A 26362-nucleotide genomic window follows, 5' to 3' on the forward strand; every position below is an offset into this window, starting at 1 on the left:
GCGACCTTCGCGAGACTTTCCCGCCGGTTGGGCCGAGAACGCGCTCAGGCCGCCTTGACGCGAATGCGGATCCCGCCCACGGCGACGGTCTGACCCGCGCGGATCTTGCAGGTCTTGCGCGTTTCCAGTTGGCCGTCGACCGTGACTTCGCCGTTGGCCACGAGGACCTTGCCCGCGCCGCCGGAGTCGACGACACCGGTGAGTTTGAGCAGGTCGTTCAGGGCGACGAATTCGCCCGTCAATTCAAAAGTTACGTTTTGCATAGTGGAGCGGATACTACGTAAAAACCCGATGCGCGTCGACAGGTGTCGCGCATCGGTTCAGACGCTCAGGCGTCGATCACGTGTTCGAGACGGCGGTCGGGAATCAGCCACACGGCGGCCATCAGCGCATACAGCGCGAGTGAAACTGCCGGCACCACGAACGCCAGCCCGATGGCCACGGCATACACCACGACCGAGAGCTTGCCCTTGTAATCGCGCCCGAGGGCTGCGGCGAGCCGCTTGTTGCCGCCGTCGTGCACGGCCAGCAGGGCGCGCGACAGAATGAAGTGAGCAATGGCCGCCATGCAGAGCACCACGCCGTAGAGTGCCGTCGGCCACGCGGTGAAGTGGTTTTCGCCCAGCCAGTGCGTGACGAACGGAATCAGCGACAGCCAGAAGAGCAGATGCAGATTGGCCCAGAGTACGCCGCCGGAGACCTTTTGCACCACCTGGAAAAGATGGTGGTGGTTGTTCCAGTAAAGGCCCACGTAGACATAGCTGAGGATGTAGGTCAGGAACGTGGGCGCGACCGGCAGGAGGTCGGCCAGTTCGCTGCCGTGCGGTGCTTTCATTTCCAGCACCATGATCGTGATGATGATGGCGATTACGCCATCGCTGAAGGCTTCCAGTCGGCTTTTGCCCATGCTTTCGTCGATTCGTCAGTACGGTAGGGGTGTCACAGCACGGCCACGCGGTTGCGGCCGGCCTGCTTGGCCGCATACAGCGCGCGGTCAGCGCGTTGCAGCAGCGTGCCGAAGTCGGCGTCGTCCGGGGTGAGGCTGCTCACGCCGATGCTCGCGGAAAACCGCACAGGGGTCGCACTGTTCGGACCCGGCACGCTCGCGCCGTTGATCGCGCTCAGCATGCGCTCGGCCGCCTGGGCCGCACGGCGCGCATCGGTCTCGGGCAACAGCACGGCGAATTCCTCGCCGCCCAGACGGCCGATCACAGTACTCTTGCGCAGTGCCGCCCGCAAGACCAGCGTCAGTTCGACGATGACGCGATCGCCGATAGCATGCCCCCACGTATCGTTGACGGCCTTGAAATGATCGATGTCGAGCATCAGCACCGACAGTCGGCGCTGCTGGGCGCGTGCAGTGGCGAACTGGCGCTCGGCCTGCATCAGGAACGCCCGGCGGTTGAGCAGACCCGTCAGGCCGTCGCGCATCGCCATGTCGCCCAGTACCCGGTTCACGCGGCGAAGTTCGAGTTCGTCGACCACGAGCGAGGAAAGGTCGGCGAGCAGGGCGCGCTTCTCGTCGTCGAGATCGCGAGGACGGCGGTCGATCACGCACAAGGTGCCGAGCCGATGCCCTTCGGGCGTGCGCAGCGGGGCGCCGGCGTAGAAGCGGATGTTCGGATCGCCCGTGACCAGCGGGTTGTCGGCAAAGCGCCGGTCGGCACGGGCATCCGGCACGACGAGCACGTCGTCGCTGAGAATCGCATGCGAACAGAAGGCCATCGAGCGCGGTGTGTGTGTCGCATCGATGCCGCGACGCGCCTTGAACCATTGGCGCGACTCGTCGAGCAGCGAGATGAGCGAGATCGGCGTGCCGAGCACATGAGACGCTAGTCGCACGATACGGTCGAACGCGGGCTCGGGCGGCGTGTCGAGGATCTCATAGCGGCGTAGCGCGGCGAGGCGCTCGGCTTCGTCGAGGCCGACGCTGCCGGCACCACCGAGACCGCTCATGCGGCCAGATGAAGGGGACGCCAGCCGTTGCAGGCCTTGGCGGGCGTCGTCGAAATCAGATGAATCGGCACCGGATGCAGTCATGTCGCGACGGGTGGGCAGGGCCCAGCGGTTAGACGACAGCAGTGCCGGCGACGGAAATTCCTGCCGCAGATCCGGCAACTGCACGAAAGGTTCGAAAGACTCGAAAGTTCCGAAATTCTCGCGTTGCTGGTGATGCTGGTGATGCTCAAGGCGCTGGCGTGCAAACGCCGGACTCGCAGATGACTCGGATGTCGCGGGAGAGACTTGCGACCGGGCGCGTAGCCAGGTGGACTCCCGATCGAAGACAGCCGTGACGGTGTCAATTCTGCCGCGCCCGAAGTCGCTTGGCAATTGCGACGATGCGACGCCTGTTGCGGCGTCCATATCACCCATGCCATGCATTTCGCCGACGCTGCTCATCGGGCTTACTGCGGGGCTCACTACGGGGCTCACTTCATCCGTTTCGCCCACGGAATTGCCCGCCCGCCAGCGCGCCAGGGCGTGCTGTGCCGTCTGGGCAGCCTGCACGGCGTGTGCGGCTTGTGCAACGTCGTCGGCGCGATCTGAGGCGCGCGGCGTGGGCAGAGTGTGGCTCATGAGTTGGCGGTGGAAGGGCTGTCGGGTGAGATGTCGAACGCTTCGCCGGTCTCGAAAAAGTTGCCGCCGGCAATGTAGTGGAGACTGCGCGAGACGCCCGGCGCGAACTGCCAGTGCCCGTCGCGAAACGCGCGCGGATCGGCCCACGCCGCCACGACTTCGCCGAGAAACAGATCGTAGCGATCCTGATTGTGCGGCTCGGGGATCACGCGGCATTCGAGCCATGCGAGGCAGCCGTCGATCAGCGGGGCGCCGATGTGTGAGCCTGCGAAGGCCGTCACGCCGGAACCGTCCGCAAACTTGTCGGTGTCGCGGCCGGAAACTGACCCCACGTGGAGCGTTTCGCGGGCGATGAGGCGCGCGGGCACGTTCAGCGAAAACTCTCCCGACGCTTCGACCAGCTCCCGCGTGAGCGTGTTGCGGTCGATGACGACAGCGACCTTCGGCGGCGAGAAATCCAGCGGCATCGACCAGGCGGCCGCCATCACATTGCGGCGTTCGGCGTGGGCGCTGCCGACGAGCACGGTCGGGCCGTGATTGAGCAGGCGGTACGCTTTCGGAAGTTCTACGGGCAGGCGTTCGGTCATGATGGGCAATCCGTGCAATCTCGATGCATCGTGTTGATCGGGCGGCCCATGATAGCGCGGTGGCAGAGTTGCCGACCGCGTGCATAACGACGGCTGGCGTGCGAACTGACGTCCGAGGAAATGGAAAAAGGCGGCCCGCAGGGTTAGCTGCGGGCCGTACAAACGGCACGGTGCGGGGAGCGCGTGCCGGATCAGATCTGCATGCAGTATTTCATGCGTTCGTCCCAGTCCGGTCCCCGTGCGGCGTCTATTGAGAGCGGCAAGCGTCTCAGGCGGCGTGACGCTTCAGAAATGTCTCGACGACGCTCGCGAAATACGGCGGGCATTCCTGCATCGGGTAGTGCCCACAATTCGGCATCACCTGCAATGTCGCGTTGGGATGCCATGCGAGAAACGTTCGCTCCATCGCTTGCGCATCGAGTCCGGGGTCCTTGTCACCGACCATCACCAGATACGGTGTTTCCAGACCTCGGACGTCATCGGCGAAGTCCGCCGTGACCAGCATGTCGAGGTACTTCATCCGGCACGCGGGAGCGACCGAATCACGGTTTTGCCGGACCTTGCGATCGGCCCACGTATCCGAGAGTCCGCCGGTGACGAACTTGAACAGTCGTCGAAGGGCGTCATCGTCCTGCGTCGTGCTTGCGAAGAACGCGAGCGCTTCGGGACTCAGACGGTTGCCGGCAGCGGACACCGGGCACACGGCGATGGCGCTCGCGATGCGCGACGGGGCGTCCGCCGCCAGACGTTGCGTCACCATGCCCGTCATCGAGTGACCGATGACGTGAAAGCGCTGCCAGCCGAGATGATCGGCGAGCCGGAGGCAATCTGCCGCAATTTCCGGCACGGTGAATTCGCCGGTCATGTCGATGGAATGCCCGTAGCCGCGCAAGTCGACGAAGACATAGGTGAAGGCGTGAGCGTCCAGCCAGGGCAGGGTGGTGTCAAAGCTGGTGTGGTCGCCGAGCCAGTCGTGCATGACTAGCACGTGCGTGGGGCCGTCGCCGTAACGGACGTGGCCGAGGAGGTTGCCGGTGCTGGCGTGGATGTCGAAGGCTGCTTTCATTTCAAGGTTCCATGTTGTTGAGTGGAACCAAAACGAAACGCCCTCCCGGCGGACCGGGAGGGCGTTTTGAAAGTGAACCGATCTTATCAATCCGTTGGACGAGAGTCAATGGTCCCGCGGTTTTGCATTTCCCGACCTTACGAATCACGCCACGCTACACGTTGTGGCCTTACCATGCGCCAACATCAAAATGGGAGACCGTATGCGCCGGCTGATCGTCACTGCCTTGTTGGTCGGGGCGACAGGATTGCAGGGGTGCGCAAGCTCGGCACAAACGTTCCTGCTGGGTACCGCCGTCGGCGCTGCTGCCGTGATCGGCGCGGCAGGGTGCTCGCTCGCCTGCCGCTGATCTCTCTCATTCGGCCGTCGCCACTCACACCTCGATCGTCTCGATCACCGGTTCGCAGTCGATGGGGAAATTGACCGAATTGGCCACGTAGCACTTCTCGTGCGCGGTGTGATGCAGGTGCTCGGCGAGTGCGACGTCGCCGCCGGCGCGAATCGTGACATGCGGACGCAGCACGATCCGGGTGAAGCGTCCTTCGGTCGCGGTGTCGATCATGGTGCCCAGGGCGTTGTCGCGATACCGTTCGACGACGATGCCCGCTTCGGCGCACAGATGCAGATACCAGAGCTTGTGGCAGGCACTCGCAGATGCGACCAGCAGATCCTCGGGATTCCAGCGTGTCGCATCGCCACGAAAGGCGGGGTCGGCCGAGCCGGGAATCGACGGTTTGCCGTCTGCGCGAATCTCATGATTGCGCCCGTATGCGCGATAGCCCGAGGTCCCGCTGCCTTCATTGCCGATCCATTCCACCTCGACGCGGTACTCGTGTTCGCCTGATGCCATGACTTGCCTCCGCTCCTGTCGCCGTTGTCGCTGTTGCCAGCGCTGTCTCTACTGAGGGCCGGCTGGCGGATGCCGCCGTGCCCGTGCCCGTTCGCGATTCTCGCAGGTCAGCACGCAGTGCGCCGGTCATTTTCGGCCATCAAAAGGCCGGATCTCGTCGGACCTGGCCCGAAGGCGGCGCCGCAGGGATCATCGTCGGTCGAAAGGACGGGGGACGTCGGAAACCGAGCCGGATTATCGTCGGCTCAGGCCAGCGGTTCCGTCGTGAGCGCACGCGTGAGGCCGTGCATCGGGCGGCGCATCGCGACGTCGAACGGATTGGTCTGCGGGCCGATCAACTCGGCCTGACGTCGCAGCAATTCCACCACCATCGGCAAACGATCCTGCGACAGACGCGCGGCCAGCGTGCCGACGCTCAGCGCGGCGACAGCGTGCCCCGTACGGTCGAAGACCGGTACCGCGACCCCCGCCATGCCATCGAGCACACCGCTGTTGCTCCCGGCATACCCCAACTGGCGCACCCGTTCGATCTCGGTGCGCAGGTAGACCTCGTCGAGCACGCCGTAACCGCGCAAGCGCGGCACGTTGAAGCGAATGATCTCCTCGCGCTCGGCTTCCGGCAGGAACGCCAGAATCGCAAGACTGCCCTGACCGACGCCCAGCGCGACGCGTCCGCCGATGTCACCCGTGAACGAGCGGATCGGGAAGGGGCCTTCGCACATGTCGAGACAGACCGCATCGAAGCTGCTGCGCACGAGCAGGAAGATCGTGTCGCCGAGGCTTGCGCACAGACGCAGCAGCGACGGGCGGCACAGCGTGCGCATGCCGCTCGGGTTGCCCGCCTGCGCGGCCATGGCGAAGAAATCGATGCTCAACCGGTAGAGCTTGGACGTCTCGTCCTGCTCCACGACCTGTTCGGCAATGAGGGCGTGAAGAATCCGGTGCACCGTAGCCTGACTCAGACCGACGGCCTTGGCGATATGGGTGACGCGCTCGCCTTCGGGTTTGGCGACGCCGAGGGCGCGAATGACCGCGAACGTGCGTTGCAGAATGCCTGCGCCGGCGGATTCTGCGGGCGACGCTTCCTTCACGTCGGTCATGCGGGGTGAGTCGGAGGTGCTCATCAGGGTCTCGAATATTCCGTCAAACGGAATACTAGCGCAAGCCGATATGGCTTGGAAACTGGCGTGACGCCTCGAAACCTGCAAAAACTACCAATAATCATCATAAGTTAGGGATTATCCCGAGACGCTGACACGAAACGAAAGGGCGCATTCATTCGCTAAATATTCCGTCAAACGAAATAATCTGAAAATTTATCTCATTTCATGGAATCGTTATCTTGCGGCATGCAATTTGGCTCGCTACTGTTCGATGCAATTGCATTTCATGTGGCGCGTGTGTGCCCCAAAGGTAGTGACCATGTCTTTTCTGACTTTGACGGATGTTTCCAAGACGTTTGGCGAGCTCAATGCCGTCTCGAACGTCAATCTCTCGGTGGAGAAAGGCGAGTTCGTCTCGCTGCTCGGGCCTTCGGGCTGCGGCAAGACCACCACGTTGCAGATGATCGCGGGCTTCGTCGAAGCCACGACCGGGCGCATCACGCTCGACGGGCGCGACATCACCAACATGCGCCCGAACAAGCGCGGCCTGGGCATCGTCTTCCAGAGCTACGCCCTGTTCCCGCATATGACGGTGGCGGACAACGTCGGCTTCGGCCTCGAGATGCGGGGCGTCGACAAGGCAGAACGCAAGGACCGCATTCGCGAGGCGCTCGCGCTGGTGCGGCTCGACGCCCTCGGTCACCGTTTCCCGCGTGAACTGTCGGGCGGCCAGCGTCAGCGTGTGGCGATCGCGCGTGCGGTCGTGATTGCGCCGCCCGTGCTGCTGCTCGACGAACCCATGTCGAACCTCGACGCCAAGCTGCGTGAAGACATGCAGTTCGAGCTGCGCTCGATCCAGCGCAAGATCGGTACGACCACGATCATGGTGACGCATGACCAGTCCGAAGCGCTGTCGATCAGCGATCGCGTCGTGGTCATGGAAGCCGGCCGTATCACGCAGGTCGACACGCCGTACCGGGCGTACGAGCGTCCGGAAACGCCGTTCGTCTCGCAGTTCATCGGCAAGGCCAACATGCTGGCCGGCCGTGTGGCCGCGCGCGACGGCGAGCATCTGCATATCGAACTGGGCGCGCAACTCACGCAGCGCGCAGCACTCTCGGACCTGGCGCCGCGTGACCGCAGCATGGCGGTGGGCGATGCCATCACGATGTGTCTGCGTCCCGAGAAGGTACGCCTGTGCGCACCGTCGGCCGGCCGCTTGTCGGCAACGGTGACGAGCCGCTTCTTCCTCGGCAGCCAGTGGCTGTATCGCGTGGACAGCGCGCTGGGCGAAGTGCTCGTGTGCTGCCAGAACGAAGGCGGCGAACCGTTGAACGAAGGTTCGCCGGTCGGTCTCGACTGGCATCCGGAATCGGTGCGCTTCGTTGCTGCGGGAGCGTGCGCCAATGGCTGAAACCCTGCAAGTCCCGCACACGGACATCGCGAGCGCCGCGCGTGCGCCGTGGCATGCCTACCTGCCGATGTGGGTGATGAGTGCGCCGGCCATGCTGCTGTTCGTGGCGCTGGTGCTCATTCCGTTGCTCATGACGCTGGCGCTCACGTTCTATCAGTTCGACCCGGCGAGCGGTCCGATTGCGGCGTTCCAGTTCGAGAACTACAAGGAAGTGCTGTTCGACTCGTACTTCCATACGATCTTCCTGCGCACCTTCGGCATTTCGCTGACGGTCACGGCGATTTGCGCCGTGGTCGGCACGTTCGAAGCCTATGTGCTTTCGCGCATGGGTGACCCGTGGCGCTCGCTGTTCCTGCTGGTGATTCTCTCGCCGCTGCTCGTGTCCATCGTGGTGCGGGCATTCGGCTGGAGCATGCTGCTGAGTTCCGGCGGCCTGATCAATCAGGCGTTCGGGCTGATCGGCATCGGGCCGTTCAAGATGGAGTACACCAACTTCGCCGTCGTCGTGGCGCTCTCGCACGTGATGCTGCCGTTCATGGTGATTCCTGTGTGGACGTCGCTGCAACGTCTCGATCCGCAGACGGAGAACGCGGCGCTCTCGCTCATGGCGTCGCCCGCGACCACGCTGCGCCGCATCGTGCTGCCGCAACTGGTGCCCGGCATTCTCTCGGGCAGTCTGATGGTGTTCGGCCTGTCGGCCAGCGCCTTCGCGATTCCGAGCCTGCTGGGCGGACGCCGCCTCAAAGTGGCCGCTACCGCCGTGTACGACCAGTTCCTCAGTTCGCTGAACTGGCCGCTGGGCGCGACCATTGCCGTGCTGCTGCTCGTGGCGAACCTGATCGTGATGCTGACGTACTACCGTCTGCTCGATCGTCGCTACTCGCGAAGCATGGGCTAAGGCCCTCGGGTCTTTCGCAGAACAGAACTCACTCGCCATCATGCGCAAAAACAGTCCCCTGGCGCTCGCGTTCCACGCGCTCGTCATTCTCTTCGTGCTCGCCCCGATGATCATCGTGGTGCTGGTCGCGTTCACGCCGGAACAAACGCTCTCGCTGCCCACGCGCGGTATTTCGCTGCGCTGGTTCCGCGCGATTCTCGACTACCCTGACTTCATCGCGTCGTTCTTCACCAGTCTGAAGCTCGCGTTCATCTCGGCCACGCTCTCGCTCGCGATTGCGCTGCCGGCCGCGCTGGCCATCGGCCGTTCGCGCTTTCCGGGACGCAACTTCCTCAACGGTCTGCTGCTCTCGCCGCTGGTGATTCCGGGCCTCGTGCTCGGCATCGCATTGCTGCGCTTCTTCGCCATGCTCGGCGTGACCGGCTCGTTCGGCGCGCTCATCTTCGCGCACATGATCATCGTGACGCCGTTCATCATGCGTCTCGTGCTCGCGTCGATCAGCGGCCTGGACCGCAGCGTCGAGAACGCGGCCGCCTCGCTCGGTGCCGGTTCGTGGACGACGTTCCGCCGCGTGACCATGCCGATGATCCTGCCGGGCATTACCGGCGGCTGGCTGCTGGCGTTCATCAACAGCTTCGACGAACTGACGATGTCGGTCTTCCTCACGGCGCCGCAAACCGTCACGCTGCCGGTGCGCATGTACATGTACGCCACCGAGTCGATCGATCCGATGATGGCGTCCGTCTCGGCGCTCGTCATTGCAGTGACGCTCGGCGCGATGCTGCTGCTCGACCGCATCTACGGCCTGAATCGCATTCTGATCGGCCAGCACTGAACGCGCGCTCAACGACGACTCCTATGTCCAGTTCTTCCCAATTCCCTCAATCGTCGCGCGCGACGGGGCAAACGACCTGCCATCCGCAAATGAAGCGGCTGGCCGAGACCTCACGCTCGCCGGTCACGTTCTTCATCGACGGCGAGCCGGTGCAGGCGCTCGCGGGCGACACGCTGCTCACGGCCATCCTCACGCATCAGCGCCACGTGCGCATCAGCGAGTTCAGCGGCACGCCGCGTGCGGGCTTCTGCCTGATCGGCGCCTGTCAGGACTGCTGGGTGCGTTGCGAGACGACGACGGCCGGTGGCGGCGATATGCAACTCACGCGTTTGCGTGCGTGCTCCACGACCGTTCAGGCCGGCATGCGTATCGTCACGCGTGCGGCCGACGTCGACGAAATTCACGGAGGCTCGCATGAATGAGCGCGCCGGAAACCGGAATCTCGTGAATGACGCTAACGTGGTGATCGTCGGCGCCGGTCCGGCGGGAATTCGCGCAGCGCAGACACTCGTTGCGGCTGGCGTGCGCCCGATCGTGCTCGACGAAAACATGCGCTGGGGCGGTCAGATCTATCGTCAACCGCCCGCCGACGCAGGATTCGCGCGCAGCAAGCAGGCGTTGTACGGCTTCGAAGCCGCCAAGGCCGATGCCGTCCACAACGCCATGGCCGCGTTGCTGCCACAGGTCGACTATCGTCCCGAAACGCTGGTGTGGGCGTGCGATCCGAAGCGGCTCCACACGATGCATGGCGGACGCGAAACGGCCGTACCGTTCAGCCATCTCATCATTGCCAGCGGGGCGACGGATCGCGTGCTCCCGCTGCCGGGCTGGACATTGCCAGGCGTGTACACGCTGGGCGGCGCGCAGGTCGCGCTTAAGGCGCAGGGCTGCGCCATCGGTGAACGGGTGGTGTTCGCGGGCACCGGGCCTTTGTTATACCTCGTGGCGTACCAGTACGCGAAAGCCGGGGCGAACGTCGTCGCGGTGCTCGACACCAGCGCGTTCGTCGCGCAGGCGAAGGCTGCGCCGCGACTGCTCAGTCAGCCGTCGACGTTTGCCAAGGGCGTCTACTACGTGGGCTGGTTGCGCGCCCGTGGCGTGCGCATCGAAACCGGCGTGACGCTCGACGGTATCGACGGCACTGCCGGGGTCCGCGCGATTCGCTGGCAGCGCGATGGCCGCGAACAATCGCTCGAATGCAGTGCGGTGGGACTGGGCTATGGCCTGCGTCCGGAAACGCAACTCGCCGATCTGGCCGGTTGCCGTTTCGTCTTCGACGATCTCAACCGTTGCTGGCTGCCCGAGCGCGACGCCGCAGGCCGCAGCTCGCAGCCGGGCATCTATCTGGCGGGCGACGGTGCGGGCATTGCCGGTGCCGACGCCGCAGAACTCGCCGGCCGCCGCGCGGCACTGGCGTTGCTCGAAGACCTCGGCATCGCGGCGCCCGCCATGCCTGATGCGCCTGATGCTGCCACCATCGAGCGCAAGCTCGCGAGCATCCGCCGTTTTCGCGAAGGCATCGAGCAGGCGTTCGCATTGCCGGAAGATCCGGCTTCGCAGTGGCCCGACGACATGCTCGTGTGCCGTTGCGAAGAAGTCACCGCCCGTACCTTGCGCGATTGCGCGCGTCTTGACGGCGTGACCGAAATCAACCGCCTCAAGGCGCTCACACGCGTGGGCATGGGGCGTTGCCAGGGCCGTATGTGCGGCGAAGCGGCATGCCATGTGCTCGCCGAGGCGAGCGGGCAGACATTCGCGCAAGTGGGTCGTCTGCGTGCGCAGGCGCCGATCAAACCGATTCCGATTGCCCCCATGCTTTTCGACGAGAACGTCGCCGCCATTCCCGAGGAGGCGCGCGATGAGTGAGACCTTGCATTACGACGTCGTGGTCGCCGGTGGCGGGTTGGTCGGCGCATCGGCCGCACGGGCGTTGGCCGAGCGCGGCCTGAAGGTCGCGTTGTTCGAGCGACGCTATTGCGGCGCGCAAGCCAGCGGCGTCAATTACGGCGGCGTGCGTTGTCAGGGGCGCCCCGAGGAGCAATTGCCGCTCGCAATGCGTGCGCGGCGGGTCTGGGATCGTCTGCCGGAGCTCATCGGTATCGACGGCGAGTTCGTACGCTCGGGTCACCTGCGTCTTGCACGTCGCGAGAGCGATCTCGAACCGCTCGACAAGTGGTCCGCCATGGCCGCCAATTACGGCTTGTCCTCCACGGTGTTTCGCGGGGCCGAGTTCCGCCAGCGCTTTCCGTGGCTGGGCGATGGGGCTGTCGGCGGCTCGCTGTGCATGAGCGACGGCCATGCGAATCCGCGTCTTGTCTCGCCGGCCTTCGCGCGTGCGGCGCGTGCCCTCGGGGCAGACGTTCGAGAACGCACCCCGATCACCTCGATCGCGCATGACGGCAAGCACTTTCAGCTCACGGCACAGCCCGAGGCGGGCGACGCCCTGCACGTGAGCAGCAACTGGCTGCTCAATACGTCCGGCGCGTGGGCGAATCACATCGCCGGGACGTTCGGCGAGCGTGTGCCGATGCATGCCATCTATCCGAACATGTGGGTGACGGAGCCGTTGCCCCGCTTCGTCGGGCACAGCCTCGGTGTCTACGGCGGCGGTGTCTATGCACGTCAGGTCGAGCGCGGTAACTGCGTGATCGGCGGCGGGCGCGGCACCGGCGACGGCGAGTACGCCCAGCCGTCGGCCGACACCACGCGCGCGGTGATGCGCGAGGCGTGTGCGTTGTTGCCGGCGCTGCGCAACGCCTTGCTGATCCGCACGTGGAGCGGCGTGGAAGGCGAGACGCCCGACGACAACCCGATCATCGGCATGAGCCGTACCACCCCGCAACTGGTGCATGCCTTCGGCTTTTGCGGCGGCGGTTTTCTGCTGGCCCCGGGCGTCGGTGAGGTGCTGGCCGATCTGGTCACGCAAGGGCAGACGGCTACGCCGATCGATGCCTTTGCGGTCGACCGGTTCGCGAAAGTCGGCGCCCCCGCCTGATGCACACGAGGGAACCCGAGACATGCCACACGTTCTGAGTCCGTCCACAACCTACATTCCTAACACCCTGGAAAACGCAAGGAGAACCACGATGAAGCTATCCCGTAAGGTCGTCATGTGCGCTGCGGCGCTGGCATTGGGCGCGAGCAGCGCGGCCTGGTCGCAGTCGAAAACGCTGTACATCGGCATGAATGGCGGCCCGATGGAAAAGGCTTACACGAGTCAGGTCTTCCCGGAATTCGAGAAGGCCAACAACGTGAAGGTCGTGGTGGTGCCGGGTACGTCGTCGGACGTACTCGCCAAGCTGCTCGCCAACCGTAACAGCCCGCAGGTGCACGTCGTGTTTCTCGACGACGGTGTGATGGCTCGCGCCATCAGCATGGGCGTGTGCCAGAAGCTCGACGATGCGCCGGTGCTCAAGGAACTGCTGCCCTCGGCCCGCGTGAAGGACGATATGGGCGCTGGTGTGCAGCTCGGCATGACCGGTATCGGCTACAACACGAAGCTCTTCAAGGAAAAGGGCTGGGCGGCCCCGACGTCGTGGACCGACTTCGCCGATCCGAAGTACAAGGGCAAGGTCGTATTCCAGTCGGCATCGAGCAGCACGTTCGGTCTGCACGGTTTCCTCGCGCTGAACCGCATCTGGGGCGGTAGCGAGACTAACGTCGAACCGGGCTTCACGAAATGGGCGTCGACCGTCGGTCCGAACGTCGTCGAGTACATCCCGAACTCGGCGAAGCTCTCGGAAATGATCCAGACGGGCGAAGCCGCGATTTTCCCGCTGACCCCGACGGCCGTGAGCGACCTTCAGGACAAGGGCATTCAGGTCGGCTACGTGGCCCCGAAGGAAGGCGCGGTGCAGTTGCTCGTCGACCTGTGCGTCGTGAAGAACAGCCCTGACAATGCCATGGCGCAGAAGCTTGCGCAGTACCTGCTGTCGGCCAAGGGTCAATCGCTGGCTGCGGCTGCCGGCGCCTACATCCCGACCAATCCGCAAGCGACGATTCCGCCGTCGATGCAAAAGCGTCTGGGCAAGCTCGACGATCTGACCAAGAACATCAAGACGGTCGATTGGGACGCTATCAACCAGCGTCGCGCGCAGTGGGATCAGCGCTGGAACCGTCAGATCGAGCAGTGATCGCGATGGCATGAATCGCAGCGCATGACGCGATCGTTCGCGCAGGCGTTGCGCAGGCCTCGAAACAACGACGCCGGGCACCTCAGGTGGCCCGGCGTTGTCGTTTGTGCGGCTTGGCTGGCGTGGTTTGGTGCCGTGTCGACGCTGAGGCTTACATCACGTCCGCCTGCGCGGCGAGCACGTTGAACGCCCCGATCAGTTGTGCGTGATCCGCGGGCATGACGAAGGCATGCAGCGCGTGGGCGGGTTCGTCGAGCACCAGATAGCCGAGGCTCCAGGACGAGAAGGCGCCGGGCTGTCGTGGCGTGCCATCGAGCAGCACCTGGATGGAGGAATGGTGGCGCGAGGCTTCGATGCGCTGACGAGCGTCGGCCAGCGCCTGCGCCGGTCCTTCGATGTACTGATAGAAAGTCATGCCGTCATAGAGCAGCAGACCGGTCACGCCATGGGTATCGTTGAACCCGCGTGAGTGGACGATGATTTTGGACAGCGCAACCGGATCGAGATCCGGCAACGCACGGCTGATGTACGCGTAGCACTCGGTCATTGTTATGTCTCCCCCCGTACAAGTCGGCACATCGACCCGTCGTGTCGCGTCGATGGCACGATAATGGCGTCACCTTTGCATCAACTTTGCGTCGACGCGCATTAGAATACCCCAAGTGCGATGCCCGGGACGCTCACTCGCCATGCCGATCAATTATCTACGCGGTTTCACCCAGCCGGTGCGCACGGACGCGGCGAACCGGCGTCTGGGGTGTTCGCTCGCCTTCGTGGCCGGGGCGGCCAACGCCGGAGGCTTTCTGGCTGTCGGTCAGTACACGTCGCACATGTCGGGCATCGTCGCTTCGCTCTCCGACAATCTCGTGCTCGGCCAGTTGCTGCTGGTGCTTGCAGGATTGAGCGCGCTGGTGGCGTTCCTGCTGGGCGCGGCCACCTCCGCCGTGCTGATTCATTGGGGACGACGTCACCACACGCATAGCGAATATGCCGCGCCGCTCATGCTCGAGGCGATGCTGTTGCTGACGTTCGGCATGATGGGCGCCAATCTGGAGGATCACCGGTTGCTGTACGTGCCGGCGACCGTGGGCCTGCTGTGCTACGTGATGGGCTTGCAAAATGCCATCATCACCAAGATTTCCCGGGCCGAAATTCGTACCACGCACGTCACCGGGCTGGTCACCGACATAGGCATCGAGCTTGGCAAGATGGGCTACTGGAACCGGCCGGGCGTGGCGCAGGACCTGCCGCGCGTGGCCGGCGACCGGCAGAAGCTGCGTCTGCTGTGTGCCTTGTTGGGCAGTTTCTTCATGGGCGGGCTCGTGGGGGCGCTGGGCTTCAAGCATCTGGGGTTCGTCTCCACGATTCCGCTCGCCGTGGTACTGATCATGCTGGCCATCGTGCCGCTGCTCGACGATTTCTCGCGCAACGCCAGGCATTCGCGCTAACGGGCAGGCTTCCTCGCTAGTTCACCAGTCGGTAACCGTGTCGGGCCATTCGTCATGACTACACGCTCGGACGTATCTCGCAAACAGAGTGGGTTCCGGAGTTGGTTCGGGCAGAGACTGCGAGCGCTGTTCGACAAGTTCGACGACTATCCGTCGATGGTCGGCGTGATCGGCACGGCCATCGCCATTGCAATTCTGGTCGGGGTTTCGCTGCTGCTGCGCGCGGACCGTCAGGCGCGCTACCTGTTTGCCCTCGAACGTGCCCAGAGCGTGGCGTCGGTCGTGGCGACCAGTCTGGGCGGCAACATTGCTGTCTACGACACCTTGCTCAAGGAGATGGTCCGCGAGGCGGAGGACCCCACGACACCGTTGTTCCCGGAGCGCGTGCGTGACCGGGTGCGCTTCGGGCAGACGCTGAGTCGCGATTTTCTGGACGATGCCTACGTCGTCGACAAGACCGGCCATATCGCCGCGCCGCTGGACGGTCAGACGAACGTGAGCGTGAACGTGTCGGATCGGGATTACTTCCGGTCACATGCGCTCAGTCCGTCACTCGGTTTGTACATCTCGCAGCCGTACGCGTCGCGCACCCACGGCGGCGTGTTGTCGGTGGCGCTCACGCGCCGCATTGCGGCGCCCGATCACACCTTTGCCGGTGTGGCGGTGCTGGCCCTGCGACTCGATCATCTCGGCACGTTGGTCAGCGATGTGGATTCGGCCGACCTGCACTCGATCGATATCGTGGAAGAGAAGGGGACGGTGCTGGCCTGCGATCCCTGCTCAGGCGCGCGGCCGGGGGCGCTGGTCACGTTGCCGGGGGAGGCGGCGCGCAATGGCGATCTGTCGGCGGCGCTTGCGTTTCCGAAGGGCATGAGTGCCTTGGACTACCGGTCGGTGCGGGTGCCGGGGGCGTCGATGTACGTGGTGGTGACGCCCTCGACGCATTTGCTCATGCGCGAGTGGTTACGGCAGGTGTGGATATTCAGTGCCATCGCCATCGCCTGCGCGGCGACACTGATCGCGGGTTCGTGGTTGCTGACGGCGGCCATCCGCACACGTTCGAGCGCTGCGGCGCGGCTCGTGAGCCTGAGTGTGACCGATGGCCTCACCGGGCTGGCCAACCGCCGTGCGCTCGACACTAAACTCGCGGCCGAATGGCGGCGCGCGAAGCGGTCCGGCAGTCCGTTGTCGATCCTGTTCGCGGACATCGACCATTTCAAGCATTTCAACGACGCTTACGGCCATTCGGTCGGCGACGACGTGCTGCGTGCCGTCGCCAAGAATATCGGCGGCCATGTGCGGCGCGACAGCGACATGGCGGCCCGCTACGGCGGCGAAGAGTTTGCTGTGGTGTTACCCGATACGGATGCACAAAGCGCGGCCACGATGGCTGAGCAGGTCCGGCGCGACATCGAGCGCCTGCATATCGATCACGCAGGGAGTGCCGCAGGCATGGTGACGATCAGCGTCGGAGCGGCGACCGGTGTCGCCGGCGAGTGCGACAGCGCCGAGGCCATCCTGAAGGCGGCCGATGAGCAACTCTTCATTGCGAAACAGTCCGGCCGCAATCGCATCAGCACGATCGTGCTGGGCAAGACGCCGTCACCCGGCGAGCCCCCGGATTCGCCGTCGAGTTAGCGGATACCGGGCGGCGGCGCCCCATTCACAGAACGTTCCGGCGGGTTGCGATCACGCGATTCACGATGGCGATTCAATCCGCTTGTCGGCCAATGGGCTGAGCAGGGGCGTCTACTGTGATTAATGCAAGGCGACACCGTGCGTAGAGGCTGAGACAATTCAGCCATCAACAAACACGCCTTGATTCGCCAAACGGGGGGCTATATGAACCGCACTCACTTCTTCGCCGCTTGCCTGTGCCTGAGCGGCGCGCTGATCTTCGGTCACGCCAACGCGCAGTCCTATCTCGGCGCAGGCGATCTGGGCAGCATCCGTCAGTCGAATCAGACGCCGGCCGTGAGCCCGGCGGTAGCGGCACTCGGCGGCCAGACCGCTCCTGTGACCGACGCCCATGCGGCCAGCGCCAGCATCAATCGCACGGCAAGCGAGCGCAATGGTCCGGCCACGGGGCCGAGCACGCAAGAAGTGCTCGCGCAGCGCCGGGCGCTCGATACGCGGGATATGCAGCATCCGCGTCAGACCAAGACGTTCGACAGCATCGCCCGTCCGTCGCGCCCGGAGTGAGGCCCGGCACTCGCCGCTCAGTCAGCCATCGCGGGAATGGCACCTTCCTGGAAGAGAACGCGCGGTGCATCCATCGTGCCGTCCTCTTCGTCGACCAGCACTTCGTAGGCGGCGATGCCCGCGAACCCGGACGCCATCGACTGCGCGATACGCACTGCGCCGAATTCGGTGCTCGCCTGACGCAGCTCGCCGGGTTGCAGCACGCCGTCTTTGTTCTTGCGATATGGCACGACGATGAACTTGATGGATTTGGCGTCGCTCATGGTGTCCCTCACGATGAAGTTGAATGATGGGAAATGTAGCATGACTACTGTATAAAAATACAGTGATCCGCAATGATTTTTCGTCAAACAACATCTCGTAATGACGACATAACTAGTCAATATTCGTATATTCCTTCGCCGCTTGATAGCCTGTGGTTCTAATCGCGAATTGTTTCCCACTAAGTCGCGACCAAAACGACAAGCATTGAGAGCATCGAATGAATGCAGGCAATCTGATTTCGGCGAACCGACTCCAAGACGGTCTGGTCGTCTGGCTGGACCAGCAATACAACTGGGTAGACGATCTGACGCAGGCGCACGTGTTCGATGCGGACGGTCTCGACCAGGCGCAGGCGGCCGCCAAGGCTGCTGCGGCTGCCAACCTGATCGTGGATCCCGTGCCGCGTCCGGCCGAACTCGGCGACGCCGGTCCTGTGCCGGTGGACTTCCGTGAACAACTGCGTTCGCGTGGTCCGTCGGTGCGTGAAGACCTCGGCAAGCAGGCGGCAGACGCCGGCGTGCAAGCCGCGCTGGCGGACGCACCGGCCTTGACCGTGGCCCCCGAGCACGCGGGCATCTATCGCTACGATCCGTCGGAACGCGAATACCTCAAGGACCGCGCGAAGGAGTTCGGTCAGCAAGTGGCGCGCCGTCTGAGCGGCGAGCTGAGCGAAGACGACTTCAAGGTCTACCGTCTGATGAACGGCCTGTACCTGCAACTGCACGGTTACATGCTGCGCGTTGCGATTCCCTACGGCACGTTGAGCGCGGTGCAGTTGCGCCAGCTCGCGTTCGTGGCGAATCGTTACGACAAGGGCTACGGGCACTTCACCACGCGTCAGAATCTGCAATTCAACTGGCCGACGCTGACCGATTCGCCGGACATTCTGTCGGCGCTGGCAGACGTCGATCTGCACGCCATCCAGACGAGCGGCAACTGCATCCGTAACGTGACGACCGACCAGTTCGCCGGCGCCGCGAAGGATGAAGTCATCGATCCGCGCGTGTATGCCGAAATTCTGCGTCAATGGTCGACGGACCACCCCGAATTCACCTATCTGCCGCGCAAGTTCAAGATCGCCATCACTGGCGGTCAGACGGACCGGGCGGCGGTGCGTTTTCACGACATCGGCATTCTGGCGCGCACGAACGAGCAGGGCGAAGTCGGCTTCCAGATTTACGCGGGTGGCGGTCTGGGCCGCACGCCTATCGTCGGTACGCTGGTGCGCGACTGGTTGCCCGAGGCCGATCTGCTGCGCTTCGTCGAAGCGATTCTGCGCGTGTACAACGCGCTGGGCCGCCGCGACAACATCTACAAGGCGCGCATCAAGATCCTCATCAAGGAAATGCAGCCGGCGAAGTTCATCGAGATGATCGAGGAAGAGTTCGCCCGTATCGCCCAAACGCATCGTCCGCTGGCGGACAGCGTGATCAAGGCCATCGGCGAGCGCTTCATCCTGCCCGAGTTCGCCACGCTGCCGGCGCAGTCCAGTGCATACGAACAGTCGTACAAGACTGACGTGGCATTCAAGCACTGGGTCGACACCTGCACGCACGAGCATAAGGTGCCGGGCTACATCAGTGCCGTCGTGTCGCTCAAGCCGGCCTCCGGGATTCCGGGCGACGCCAGCGCGCAGGAGATGCTGGTGCTGGCCGATCTGGCCGACAAGTATTCGTTCAGCGAGCTGCGCGTGACGCACGAGCAGAACCTCGTGCTGCCGCACGTGAAGCTCGACGATCTGCATGCCCTGTGGAAGCAATTGAAGGCGGCCGGGCTCGCGACGCCGAACATCGGTCTGATCTCGGACGCCATCGCATGCCCGGGGCTGGACTACTGCGCGCTCGCCAATGCGCGTTCGGTGCCGGTGGCGCAGCGCATTGCGTTGCGCTTTACTGAGGAGCAGCAGCGCGACATCGGGCCGGTGACGCTCAACGTGTCCGGTTGCATCAATGCCTGCGCGCACCACCACGTCGCTCACATCGGCATTCTCGGTGTGGACAAGGCGGGCAAGGAAAATTATCAGATCACGCTGGGTGGCTCGGCGGACGATAACGCGGCCGTCGGCAAGATTCTCGGCCCGGGCGTGTCGTACGAGGCCGTGCCGCAAGTGATCGAAAACATTCTCGGACGCTATCTCAATCTGCGTCACGAGGGTGAGCGCTTCATCGATACGCTCGGACGTGTCGGCGCGGAAGAATTCAAGGGAGCTCTGAATGTTGATTGATCGTAACGGACTGCCGGCCGAGGACGTCTGGACTTATCTTGGCGCCGACGCGCAACTTGCGCCGGACGCTTCGGACGAAACCCGCAGCGAAAGCGTGCTGCCGCTCGACGCGTGGCTTGCCGCGAACGAGCAGGGCGTGGCGCCTGCCGGTATCCGCGTGCAGGGGCATGACGATCCGGAGCGCATCGCCGCGCTGTTGCCGCAGCTTGAACTCGTGGTGATCGAGTTCCCGAAGACGCGCGATGGGCGTGGTTTCACGCTGGCGAAGTTCCTGCGCGACAAGTGGAATTTCCAGGGCGCGATCCGCGCTGCGGGGCCGCTGCTGCCGGATCAACTGGCGATGTTGTGGGCTTGCGGCTTCGATAGCCTGCTGTCGCCCTCGGAGGTGCCGACGGCACGCTGGCGCGAGGCGGCGCTTGCAGCGCAGGTTCGCGCCGGGCGGCCGCGCACGCTGCTGGCGCGTCTGACGGCCTGACAGGAGCGTTCCCCGGAGATCATCCGGTAAAGCAGCACGGGCAGGAAGACACCAACGGAAGGGCACAAACGCGTTTTAACGGGTTTGTGCCTTTTTTGTTGGACGGCGGTTGGTGAAGGGGCTTCAGACGTTCTTGAGGATTTACGGGCGTTCCACGGCGTTCTCGGGCATTTCCGAAGGGTTGAACGTGCATTCGGGTTGACGGGGCGTTGAAGGGCAACGACAGGGCGCCTGACGGATACTGCGGCGACGGCAAATTTCTTAACGACGTGTAGGAATAGTTCGGGGGTATGCGTCGTTATGGAAGGGAAAGCCGAAGCCGTGCGCGCCGCGTCGGCACCGCAGGGGAAGGCGCGTTTTACACAGCAATAAAATCATGAACGCAAGAAAACGTCTGCCGCTGCGCGCGGTCCTGTCGCGGGGCTGTCTGGCGTTATTGGCGCTGGCCTTGTCCGGCGCAAGCGCCTGGGCACAGGATTTTCAGGTGCGGGACAACACTGGGGCGGCCCTCGACGACGCCGTCGTCTATCTCACCCCGGAAGACGGAAAGGTGCCTGCGGGGCGTCCTGCACCGGCGTCCATCGTGCAGAAGCAGAAGATGTTCATGCCCATGGTCACCGTCGTGCAGAAGGGCGCCGCCGTCGATTTTCCGAATCGTGACGACATCGCGCACGACGTCTATTCCCTCTCCGATGCGAAGCGCTTCGAGCTCAAGCTCTATCGTGGCGGCTCCAGGCAAGTGGTGTTCGACAAGCCCGGCGTCGTGACCATCGGTTGCAACATCCACGACATGATGATTGCGTACGTCGTTGTCGTGGACACGCCGTATTTCGCGAAGACCGGTGGCGGCGGTCGCGGCGAGTTGCCGACGGTACCGGCCGGCCGGTATCGGGTCGCCGTGTGGCATCCACGACTCGGGAATGCGCCGGCAACCGTCGTGGGCACTTTTCAGTTGCCGGGGGCGGCACCCGCTGCCCCGGGCGTCACCGTCACGCCGCTTTCCCCGCCGCTATCCCTAGTGCTCCCGCTGCGTGGGGACTGAGGCGTGCCGTTCTTTCCCGCATTTCTCCGCTTCCGTAGCCGGATGGTTCGCCTTGGCGTGAGCCTCGGGTGGTATCGACTGCGCACGAAAATCACGCTCGTGTTCGTCGCGCTGATTCTGGTCGTGCTCGCCGTGATGCAAATGACGGCCAGCCGCGCCCTCAACGACGCGTCCACGGCGCAGGTCAACGAGCAGCTTGCCGTCGGGCAGCGTGTGTTCTGCCGGGCGTTGCAAACCAAGGCGGACGAGCTGACGCAGGTGGCGCAGGTCGTCACGGCAGACTTCGGTTTCCGGGAGGCGGTGGCGCTGCACGACCCGGTGACGATGCACTCGGCGCTGGAGAACGTGCGGGAGCGCGTGCATGCCGACGTCGCCCTGCTCATCGACCTGAACGGTGCGGTGATTGCCGACTCGCGCATCTCGGGCGTGCGTGGCGACGGTGCGGCGCCGGCACTGCCGGGGCCGTCGCGCGGGCGATTGCGAGCCAAGGCGGGGACTTCCGTTTCGTCGATCGGCATGCTCGACGGACGGGCTTACGAGTTGGTGAGCGTGCCGGTCAAAGCGCCGCTGGTCATCGGCTGGGTGACGATGGGCTTCTCGCTGGACGATGCGTTCGCGCGCGACATGCACGAGTTGTCGGGGCTTGAAGTGTCGCTGGTGCATCGGGCGGCATCGGGGCAATGGGAGATGGTGGCGAGTTCGCTGCGTGCGGCGGATCGCACCGAGTTGCAGGCGGCGCTGGCGAGCCATACCGTGTCGGTGACGGAGGAGGCGAGAATGTCGCGCGTGAGCGGGTATGCGCTCAAGGTCGTCAATCTCTCCGGCACGGATGCCCCGGTCGTCGCGGTGTTGCAGCGCTCGGTGACCGAAGCCGCCGGACCGTTCCGTCAATTGCGCTCGACGCTGCTGTGGCTGACGCTCGGCGGCATTGTGATTTCGATCCTGGGTGCGGCGTTGATCGCGCGCAGCGTGACGCGTCCGCTGGCGTCGTTCGTCGATCTGGCGAGACGCATCGGCAAGGGCGATTACGGTGACGATACGGTGGCCATCGACTTGCGACGCCGGGACGAGACCGGCGATCTGGCGCGCGCTTTCGATTCGATGCGCAATGCGATTGCACAGCGCGAGGAGCGAATCACGGAACTCGCTTACGTCGACACGCTGACCGGGTTGCCGAACCGCGCGGCGTTCAGTGAGCGGATGCAATCGGATATCGAGGAGGCTTACCGTGGCGGCGCACCGTTCGCCGTCATCCTGATGGACATGGACCGTTTCAAGGATGTGAACGACACGTTGGGGCACCACGTGGGCGACCATCTCTTGTGGGAAGCGGGCCACCGGCTGAGCACCGAATTGAAGGACGCCGGATACATGGTCGCGCGGTTGGGTGGGGACGAGTTCGCGATTCTCGTGCGTGGCGGCGATCAGGCGGCGGCGCACCAGTGTGCGACGCGTCTGGCGGGCGCACTGGATGTGCCGATCGTTGTGGATGGTCAGACGGTCGACGTCGGTGCGAGCTTCGGCATTGCGGTGTATCCGGAGCATGGGTCGGATATGCATACGTTGTTGCGGCGTGCCGATCTGGCGATGTATGCGGCGAAGCGCTCGAATCTGGGCGTGGCCATCTACGAGCCGGATACGGAGAGTCGTGACCGGGACCGTCTGTCGTTGATGAGCGATCTGCGTCATGCCATCGAGCATGGCGGCTTGTACCTGTACTACCAGCCGCAGGTGGATCTGGCGGATGGGCGGGCGGTGCGGGTGGAGGCGTTGGTGCGCTGGCGGCATCCGAAGCGCGGCATCGTGGCGCCGGCAGAGTTCATTCCGTTCGCCGAGCAGACGGGTTTCATCCGGGTGATTTCACGATGGGTGGCGGCCGAGGCGATCGCGACGTGTGCGGCGTGGCATGCCAGGGGTGTGGAGGTCGGCATGTCGATCAACCTGTCGGCACGCGATCTCGTGGATACGGACTTGCCGGATTATCTGAAGCGGGTCTTGCGGGAGCACGCGCTGCCGCCGCACTGGTTGTGCGTAGAGATTACGGAAAGTGCCTTGATGGACGATCCCGAGCAGGCGCTGATTACGATGGAGCGACTGCATCGCATGGGTATTCGTATTGCCATCGACGACTTTGGCACGGGGTATTCGTCGCTGTCGTATCTGAAGCGCATGCCGGTGGAGGAGATCAAGATCGACCGGTCGTTCGTAAAGGGCATGGCTCACGAGCAGAACGATGCGTTGATCGTACGCTCGACGATTGCGTTGGGTCACAGCATGGGGATTCGCATTGTGGCCGAGGGTATCGAAGATGCCGTGACGCTGGAAAAACTACGCGCGCTGGGATGCGATTTCGCGCAGGGCTATTTCCTTAGCAAGCCGTTGCCAGAGGCCGAGCTGGAGGATTGGGCGCGGGCATGGCAAGCGGAGCAGGGGGAGGCTTGTGTGCGGGTTTGTCGCGATGTTTAAGCTGTGGCCTGGGAACCCTAAGCCCAAGACTCGCCGGTTGATTGTTTCGGCTGTACTTCGCAACGAGGCTGACATTGGGTAACCCTTCGCGACGCGTTTGCGAGACTTTCGCATTCGCGGCTTCGTATTGCGCTTGTGCGGCAAGTACACTCGGATGCGTTCGCTTCACCTCGTCGATCAATTATGCGGGCGTACTTCGTTGTAGTGCGTCCGCCAGTCTTCGATCACAATCTTCGCCTCGATTCGGTTTCGGAACCACTCCATCGCCAAACATTCGTCACGGAATTTTCCGTTGAAGCTTTCGTTGGTGCCGTTCTGCCAAGGCTTGCCTGGATTAATCAGCGCCGTCTCGATCTGCTCTTGAACCGCCCATTTCAACAGTGCCGTGCTGATAAACTCTGGCCCGTTGTCTGAGCGGAAATAACGCGGTGCACCTTGCAGGCTGATCAATCGGCCTAACACTTCAATGACTCGAGGTGAGCGAATCGATCCCGCCACTTCGATCGCCAGACATTCGCGCGTATATTCGTCGACCACTGTCAGACATTTGACCTGCTGACCGTTTGCGCAGGCATCGAACACGAAGTCATAACACCACACCGCGTTGAGAGCCGCCGGCGCTTGAGGCCTCGGTCGACTGCCGGCCACGCGGCGCCTACGCCGTTTTTTCGGCACTTGCGGGCCCGCCCGTGCTCAGAGCGATGCGCATCGATCTTTACCGACAACGATGCCATCACGCCCAAGCAGCACGCGAATGCGGCGCGAACCAAAGCGTGGAAATTGCCCCGACAACGCCCGCATTGCCTCAATTACTGGCGCGTTCTTGCTCGGCATCTTGGGCTCGTAACCCAAGCTCGAACGGCTGACCTGCATCTGCGTGCACGCTCGCCGTTGGCTCAAGCCCCGTGCCATCGCAAACCGGGCTTGTTCACAGCGAGCCTGCACGCTCACCACTTTTTTGCACCAATCTCCCGCATGACCTCGATCTAGAGATCGCGCTCGGCCACCATCTTTTTGAGTCGCGCGTTCTCGGCCTCGAGCGTCTTGAGTCGCTTGACGTCATCGCTGACCATCTCGCCGAAACGCTTGCGCCAGGCGTCAATCGACACTTCGCTTACGCCGTGACGCTTGACGCCCTCGGGCACTGCGTCTCGCAGTATCCGCACAATCTGTTCGTCGCTGTACCGGCTTTCTTCATACCAACTCCTCGTCTGAGCTGAGGAGCCATTATCTTCAGATTTGTTTGGTACGAAATTTCGCGGTCAGGTCACACTTAGTGCGGCTATCCATTGATTGATTTGAGCCAAAACCGCTTCGCTCGTTGGGGCTATAGATGTCATGTGTCGTTGGATTTACAATTTTTCAATTTTGTTTATTTCAATAATTGAAATAAGAAACCATGCGAAAAATATTATAGAAAGATAAAATCGCGCGTATCCATAGGAGACTTCTCTTTTGTAGTTAAGTAAAGATGTTTCATATGTTAGTGCGTCATCATTATCTATTTTAATTTCCCATATCTGGCGAATTGGGTTTTTATTTGAAACAAATAAATAGGCGATGGGTTTGTTCTTGTTTTCGTTGAGTATTCTCAATACATCTTCCCGGTGGATGCTAAAATCGTCAATGTCTTCCTGGTAGAGCGTGGGAGGGGTTTTGTCAAAAAAATTGATGATTGTAGAATTTCTGGTGTGTATTGTACTCATTGGTAGTGGGCCAATCTTAATCAATTCGTCTTTTGATGGAATTATTGATTCTGAGAATCTTAAATCAGCAAGCCAGTGTGTTGATGTAAAGCCGGTAATCAAGAATACTGTTGAGAGCATGATTAAAATCGTTGCCCATATGTTTTTTCGGCCAGGTGGGCATAATTTGATTTCATAATCGATGATTATCATTTTTGTTATGGATGAAATCCGATAGATTTGAAGAAATTTTTCCAAGTAAATATTTTATGGAAAATATAGAAAATCGAGGAAGAGTTCAAGTTTTTTATAACTATAGTGTTGATGGATTGGTTTCATAATATTAGTTATTGTTTTCGTTGGGGGCTTGCGAAATTTTTCTGTGAATTGTTTTGCCTATAAAAACAAATGTGTCCTTGTGCCAATGTCCACTGTTGTTGTCTTTGCTGAAAAGTTGTTTTGTATGGCAAGACGGAATTGCTTCTAGAGGCCGATTAACGTTTTTCCACGTTTACGGAAATGCATCAGGTGATGCCGTCATGATTGCAATCGAGGCATTCGGTTGTGCTGGGGGAGGGGGATGCGCCGCAAACGCCGAGTTTTTGATCGGTAGTTGTTCAGCGAAAAATGCGGTGTGGCCGCGCTAGCGGGGGATTGGCGAGATGATGTCTACAAGGACTATTTCGCCCCAATCATTCGGCGAGATGGCGACGGGCGGCGCTCAGACCTTGCGTCGTTCGGGATGGTGCCGCGCGAGAGGATCCCGCAGGGCGTGAAGGTGTTCGACACGATGAGTGCGCGAGCGGAGACTGTGGGGGAAGCGCAGCTTCAGCGGCGCCTGGAAGAAACAGCAGCTCTGCCGGATTCCGGCGCATGTATTTTGCGAGCCGAACTACGAGACGGGGAAGTCGGTGCGCTGGGCTATCGGTATGGCCGACGGCGGGCCGTTAGCGCTTGCGGGGCTATGGCGGGAATGGGAGGGCGAGGGCCGTTCGCGTCTGTCGTTCACGATGCTGACGCTGAACGCGGATAACCACCCGCTGATGAAGCGCTTCCACAAACCGGGAAGCGAGAAGCGGTCGGTGATCATCAT

Annotated in this window: 27 protein-coding genes and 1 pseudogene; 16 read left to right on the top strand and 12 right to left on the bottom strand. The window is 62.7% G+C overall.

The window, feature by feature from the left end:
* Nucleotides 1-44: 44 nt before the first annotated feature.
* The 5 genes from A9762_RS20930 to A9762_RS20950 form a co-directional block, all read right to left on the bottom strand.
* Nucleotides 45-263 (bottom strand): RNA-binding S4 domain-containing protein, encoded by a 219-nt coding sequence (locus A9762_RS20930; RefSeq protein ID WP_069343933.1) that lies wholly within the window; start codon nucleotides 261-263, stop codon nucleotides 45-47.
* 65 nt (nucleotides 264-328) lie between these two features.
* Nucleotides 329-907 carry a TMEM175 family protein gene (locus tag A9762_RS20935; protein WP_069343934.1) on the bottom strand — a complete coding sequence of 193 codons (579 nt, stop codon included), beginning with the start codon at nucleotides 905-907 and terminating at the stop codon, nucleotides 329-331.
* A gap of 32 nt (nucleotides 908-939) precedes the next feature.
* Nucleotides 940-2577: a sensor domain-containing diguanylate cyclase gene (locus A9762_RS29240; RefSeq protein ID WP_240493654.1), complete on the bottom strand. Its 1638-nt coding sequence runs from the start codon at nucleotides 2575-2577 to the stop codon at nucleotides 940-942.
* A complete protein-coding gene (locus A9762_RS20945; protein ID WP_069343935.1) occupies nucleotides 2574-3164 on the bottom strand; it encodes a flavin reductase family protein in 591 nt (196 codons plus the stop codon). The genes A9762_RS29240 and A9762_RS20945 overlap by 4 nt, the downstream gene beginning before the upstream one ends.
* A gap of 268 nt (nucleotides 3165-3432) precedes the next feature.
* The gene (locus A9762_RS20950; RefSeq protein WP_069343936.1) at nucleotides 3433-4230 is read right to left on the bottom strand and encodes an alpha/beta fold hydrolase; all 798 of its coding nucleotides are present in this window, start codon (nucleotides 4228-4230) and stop codon (nucleotides 3433-3435) included.
* Between the two features lie 202 nt (nucleotides 4231-4432).
* On the opposite strand from A9762_RS20950, the gene A9762_RS28975 reads away from it, so the two are divergent.
* Entirely contained in the window at nucleotides 4433-4579 is a 147-nt protein-coding gene (locus tag A9762_RS28975) for a hypothetical protein (RefSeq protein ID WP_170836292.1), read from the top strand.
* Nucleotides 4580-4603: 24 nt separating this feature from the next.
* On the opposite strand, the gene A9762_RS20955 is transcribed toward A9762_RS28975, so the two are convergent.
* Both A9762_RS20955 and A9762_RS20960 read right to left on the bottom strand, forming a co-directional pair.
* Nucleotides 4604-5080 carry an OsmC family protein gene (locus A9762_RS20955; protein ID WP_069343937.1) on the bottom strand — a complete coding sequence of 159 codons (477 nt, stop codon included), beginning with the start codon at nucleotides 5078-5080 and terminating at the stop codon, nucleotides 4604-4606.
* A 245-nt stretch (nucleotides 5081-5325) separates the two neighbouring features.
* Nucleotides 5326-6180: an IclR family transcriptional regulator gene (locus A9762_RS20960; protein ID WP_139133329.1), complete on the bottom strand. Its 855-nt coding sequence runs from the start codon at nucleotides 6178-6180 to the stop codon at nucleotides 5326-5328.
* A gap of 322 nt (nucleotides 6181-6502) precedes the next feature.
* Here A9762_RS20960 and A9762_RS20965 point away from each other — a divergent pair, with 322 nt between their 5' ends.
* The 7 genes from A9762_RS20965 (at nucleotide 6503) to A9762_RS20995 (ending at nucleotide 13463) form a co-directional block, all read left to right on the top strand.
* Complete coding sequence (locus A9762_RS20965) at nucleotides 6503-7597, top strand: ABC transporter ATP-binding protein (RefSeq protein ID WP_069343939.1); 1095 nt, start codon at nucleotides 6503-6505, stop codon at nucleotides 7595-7597.
* The gene (locus tag A9762_RS20970; RefSeq protein WP_069343940.1) at nucleotides 7590-8495 is read left to right on the top strand and encodes an ABC transporter permease; all 906 of its coding nucleotides are present in this window, start codon (nucleotides 7590-7592) and stop codon (nucleotides 8493-8495) included. The genes A9762_RS20965 and A9762_RS20970 overlap by 8 nt, the downstream gene beginning before the upstream one ends.
* A gap of 40 nt (nucleotides 8496-8535) precedes the next feature.
* Nucleotides 8536-9330, top strand: a complete 795-nt coding sequence (locus tag A9762_RS20975; RefSeq protein ID WP_069343941.1) for an ABC transporter permease — start codon at nucleotides 8536-8538, stop codon at nucleotides 9328-9330.
* A gap of 23 nt (nucleotides 9331-9353) precedes the next feature.
* Complete coding sequence (locus A9762_RS20980) at nucleotides 9354-9752, top strand: (2Fe-2S)-binding protein (protein ID WP_083254155.1); 399 nt, start codon at nucleotides 9354-9356, stop codon at nucleotides 9750-9752.
* On the top strand, nucleotides 9745-11196 hold the full coding sequence (locus A9762_RS20985) for an NAD(P)/FAD-dependent oxidoreductase (RefSeq protein WP_069343943.1): 1452 nt from the start codon (nucleotides 9745-9747) through the stop codon (nucleotides 11194-11196). Before A9762_RS20980 ends, A9762_RS20985 begins: the two co-directional genes overlap by 8 nt.
* Nucleotides 11189-12325 carry an FAD-binding oxidoreductase gene (locus tag A9762_RS20990; RefSeq protein WP_069343944.1) on the top strand — a complete coding sequence of 379 codons (1137 nt, stop codon included), beginning with the start codon at nucleotides 11189-11191 and terminating at the stop codon, nucleotides 12323-12325. Before A9762_RS20985 ends, A9762_RS20990 begins: the two co-directional genes overlap by 8 nt.
* A 91-nt stretch (nucleotides 12326-12416) precedes the next feature.
* A complete protein-coding gene (locus A9762_RS20995; protein ID WP_069343945.1) occupies nucleotides 12417-13463 on the top strand; it encodes an ABC transporter substrate-binding protein in 1047 nt (348 codons plus the stop codon).
* 151 nt (nucleotides 13464-13614) lie between these two features.
* Here the strand turns inward: A9762_RS20995 and A9762_RS21000 are convergent, their stop codons facing one another.
* On the bottom strand, nucleotides 13615-14010 hold the full coding sequence (locus A9762_RS21000; protein ID WP_069343946.1) for a BLUF domain-containing protein: 396 nt from the start codon (nucleotides 14008-14010) through the stop codon (nucleotides 13615-13617).
* 142 nt (nucleotides 14011-14152) lie between these two features.
* On the opposite strand from A9762_RS21000, the gene A9762_RS21005 reads away from it, so the two are divergent.
* The 3 genes from A9762_RS21005 to A9762_RS21015 all read left to right on the top strand — a co-directional run bounded on the left by A9762_RS21005 (nucleotide 14153) and on the right by A9762_RS21015 (nucleotide 17113).
* The gene (locus A9762_RS21005; protein WP_069343947.1) at nucleotides 14153-14911 is read left to right on the top strand and encodes a YoaK family protein; all 759 of its coding nucleotides are present in this window, start codon (nucleotides 14153-14155) and stop codon (nucleotides 14909-14911) included.
* 54 nt (nucleotides 14912-14965) lie between these two features.
* Nucleotides 14966-16549 carry a diguanylate cyclase gene (locus tag A9762_RS21010; protein ID WP_083254156.1) on the top strand — a complete coding sequence of 528 codons (1584 nt, stop codon included), beginning with the start codon at nucleotides 14966-14968 and terminating at the stop codon, nucleotides 16547-16549.
* A gap of 204 nt (nucleotides 16550-16753) precedes the next feature.
* The gene (locus A9762_RS21015; RefSeq protein WP_069343949.1) at nucleotides 16754-17113 is read left to right on the top strand and encodes a hypothetical protein; all 360 of its coding nucleotides are present in this window, start codon (nucleotides 16754-16756) and stop codon (nucleotides 17111-17113) included.
* Nucleotides 17114-17130: 17 nt separating this feature from the next.
* Here A9762_RS21015 and A9762_RS21020 read toward each other — a convergent pair whose 3' ends face one another.
* Nucleotides 17131-17376 (bottom strand): hypothetical protein, encoded by a 246-nt coding sequence (locus tag A9762_RS21020; RefSeq protein ID WP_039402924.1) that lies wholly within the window; start codon nucleotides 17374-17376, stop codon nucleotides 17131-17133.
* Between the two features lie 218 nt (nucleotides 17377-17594).
* Here A9762_RS21020 and A9762_RS21025 point away from each other — a divergent pair, with 218 nt between their 5' ends.
* The 4 genes from A9762_RS21025 to A9762_RS21040 all read left to right on the top strand — a co-directional run bounded on the left by A9762_RS21025 (nucleotide 17595) and on the right by A9762_RS21040 (nucleotide 23584).
* Nucleotides 17595-19601, top strand: coding sequence for a DUF2849 domain-containing protein (locus A9762_RS21025; protein WP_069343950.1), 2007 nt, complete (start codon nucleotides 17595-17597; stop codon nucleotides 19599-19601).
* Complete coding sequence (locus A9762_RS21030; RefSeq protein WP_069343951.1) at nucleotides 19591-20076, top strand: DUF934 domain-containing protein; 486 nt, start codon at nucleotides 19591-19593, stop codon at nucleotides 20074-20076. Before A9762_RS21025 ends, A9762_RS21030 begins: the two co-directional genes overlap by 11 nt.
* 376 nt (nucleotides 20077-20452) lie before the next feature.
* Nucleotides 20453-21118 (top strand): methylamine utilization protein, encoded by a 666-nt coding sequence (locus A9762_RS21035; protein ID WP_069343952.1) that lies wholly within the window; start codon nucleotides 20453-20455, stop codon nucleotides 21116-21118.
* A 3-nt stretch (nucleotides 21119-21121) separates the two neighbouring features.
* On the top strand, nucleotides 21122-23584 hold the full coding sequence (locus tag A9762_RS21040; protein ID WP_240493655.1) for a bifunctional diguanylate cyclase/phosphodiesterase: 2463 nt from the start codon (nucleotides 21122-21124) through the stop codon (nucleotides 23582-23584).
* Here the strand turns inward: A9762_RS21040 and A9762_RS28675 are convergent.
* The 3 genes and pseudogenes from A9762_RS28675 to A9762_RS28690 all read right to left on the bottom strand — a co-directional run bounded on the left by A9762_RS28675 (nucleotide 23487) and on the right by A9762_RS28690 (nucleotide 25410).
* Entirely contained in the window at nucleotides 23487-23753 is a 267-nt protein-coding gene (locus A9762_RS28675) for a TolC family protein (protein ID WP_240493657.1), read from the bottom strand. The genes A9762_RS21040 and A9762_RS28675 overlap by 98 nt on opposite strands.
* Nucleotides 23754-23764: 11 nt before the next feature.
* Nucleotides 23765-24753: pseudogene (locus A9762_RS29245) on the bottom strand (IS3 family transposase); the annotation flags it as partial.
* 183 nt (nucleotides 24754-24936) lie between these two features.
* Nucleotides 24937-25410: a hypothetical protein gene (locus A9762_RS28690; RefSeq protein WP_139133328.1), complete on the bottom strand. Its 474-nt coding sequence runs from the start codon at nucleotides 25408-25410 to the stop codon at nucleotides 24937-24939.
* Nucleotides 25411-26063: 653 nt separating this feature from the next.
* Between A9762_RS28690 and A9762_RS28255 the strand changes: the two genes are divergently transcribed.
* Nucleotides 26064-26362 (top strand): SOS response-associated peptidase family protein (locus A9762_RS28255; RefSeq protein ID WP_240493656.1); only part of this gene is annotated, 299 nt, incomplete at its 3' end.

Source organism: Pandoraea sp. ISTKB (genome assembly GCF_001721285.1).
In the GTDB taxonomy this organism is placed as follows: Bacteria; Pseudomonadota; Gammaproteobacteria; order Burkholderiales; family Burkholderiaceae; genus Pandoraea; species Pandoraea capi.

What these genes read in the sequence shown, in the direction of transcription:
- A9762_RS20945 (WP_069343935.1), bottom strand. Translation starts at nt 3,164, where the DNA reads ATGACCGAACGCCTGCCCGTAGAACTTCCGAAAGCGTACCGCCTGCTC.
- A9762_RS28690 (WP_139133328.1), bottom strand. Translation starts at nt 25,410, where the DNA reads ATGCTCTCAACAGTATTCTTGATTACCGGCTTTACATCAACACACTGG.
- A9762_RS20990 (WP_069343944.1), top strand. Translation starts at nt 11,189, where the DNA reads ATGAGTGAGACCTTGCATTACGACGTCGTGGTCGCCGGTGGCGGGTTG.
- A9762_RS20985 (WP_069343943.1), top strand. Translation starts at nt 9,745, where the DNA reads ATGAATGAGCGCGCCGGAAACCGGAATCTCGTGAATGACGCTAACGTG.
- A9762_RS21030 (WP_069343951.1), top strand. Translation starts at nt 19,591, where the DNA reads ATGTTGATTGATCGTAACGGACTGCCGGCCGAGGACGTCTGGACTTAT.
- A9762_RS20960 (WP_139133329.1), bottom strand. Translation starts at nt 6,180, where the DNA reads ATGACCGACGTGAAGGAAGCGTCGCCCGCAGAATCCGCCGGCGCAGGC.
- A9762_RS20950 (WP_069343936.1), bottom strand. Translation starts at nt 4,230, where the DNA reads ATGAAAGCAGCCTTCGACATCCACGCCAGCACCGGCAACCTCCTCGGC.
- A9762_RS20965 (WP_069343939.1), top strand. Translation starts at nt 6,503, where the DNA reads ATGTCTTTTCTGACTTTGACGGATGTTTCCAAGACGTTTGGCGAGCTC.
- A9762_RS29240 (WP_240493654.1), bottom strand. Translation starts at nt 2,577, where the DNA reads ATGAGCCACACTCTGCCCACGCCGCGCGCCTCAGATCGCGCCGACGAC.
- A9762_RS20955 (WP_069343937.1), bottom strand. Translation starts at nt 5,080, where the DNA reads ATGGCATCAGGCGAACACGAGTACCGCGTCGAGGTGGAATGGATCGGC.
- A9762_RS21025 (WP_069343950.1), top strand. Translation starts at nt 17,595, where the DNA reads ATGAATGCAGGCAATCTGATTTCGGCGAACCGACTCCAAGACGGTCTG.
- A9762_RS20930 (WP_069343933.1), bottom strand. Translation starts at nt 263, where the DNA reads ATGCAAAACGTAACTTTTGAATTGACGGGCGAATTCGTCGCCCTGAAC.
- A9762_RS21015 (WP_069343949.1), top strand. Translation starts at nt 16,754, where the DNA reads ATGAACCGCACTCACTTCTTCGCCGCTTGCCTGTGCCTGAGCGGCGCG.
- A9762_RS20935 (WP_069343934.1), bottom strand. Translation starts at nt 907, where the DNA reads ATGGGCAAAAGCCGACTGGAAGCCTTCAGCGATGGCGTAATCGCCATC.
- A9762_RS21005 (WP_069343947.1), top strand. Translation starts at nt 14,153, where the DNA reads ATGCCGATCAATTATCTACGCGGTTTCACCCAGCCGGTGCGCACGGAC.
- A9762_RS20975 (WP_069343941.1), top strand. Translation starts at nt 8,536, where the DNA reads ATGCGCAAAAACAGTCCCCTGGCGCTCGCGTTCCACGCGCTCGTCATT.
- A9762_RS21035 (WP_069343952.1), top strand. Translation starts at nt 20,453, where the DNA reads ATGAACGCAAGAAAACGTCTGCCGCTGCGCGCGGTCCTGTCGCGGGGC.
- A9762_RS28975 (WP_170836292.1), top strand. Translation starts at nt 4,433, where the DNA reads ATGCGCCGGCTGATCGTCACTGCCTTGTTGGTCGGGGCGACAGGATTG.
- A9762_RS21010 (WP_083254156.1), top strand. Translation starts at nt 14,966, where the DNA reads ATGACTACACGCTCGGACGTATCTCGCAAACAGAGTGGGTTCCGGAGT.
- A9762_RS21020 (WP_039402924.1), bottom strand. Translation starts at nt 17,376, where the DNA reads ATGAGCGACGCCAAATCCATCAAGTTCATCGTCGTGCCATATCGCAAG.
- A9762_RS21000 (WP_069343946.1), bottom strand. Translation starts at nt 14,010, where the DNA reads ATGACCGAGTGCTACGCGTACATCAGCCGTGCGTTGCCGGATCTCGAT.
- A9762_RS20980 (WP_083254155.1), top strand. Translation starts at nt 9,354, where the DNA reads ATGTCCAGTTCTTCCCAATTCCCTCAATCGTCGCGCGCGACGGGGCAA.
- A9762_RS20995 (WP_069343945.1), top strand. Translation starts at nt 12,417, where the DNA reads ATGAAGCTATCCCGTAAGGTCGTCATGTGCGCTGCGGCGCTGGCATTG.
- A9762_RS20970 (WP_069343940.1), top strand. Translation starts at nt 7,590, where the DNA reads ATGGCTGAAACCCTGCAAGTCCCGCACACGGACATCGCGAGCGCCGCG.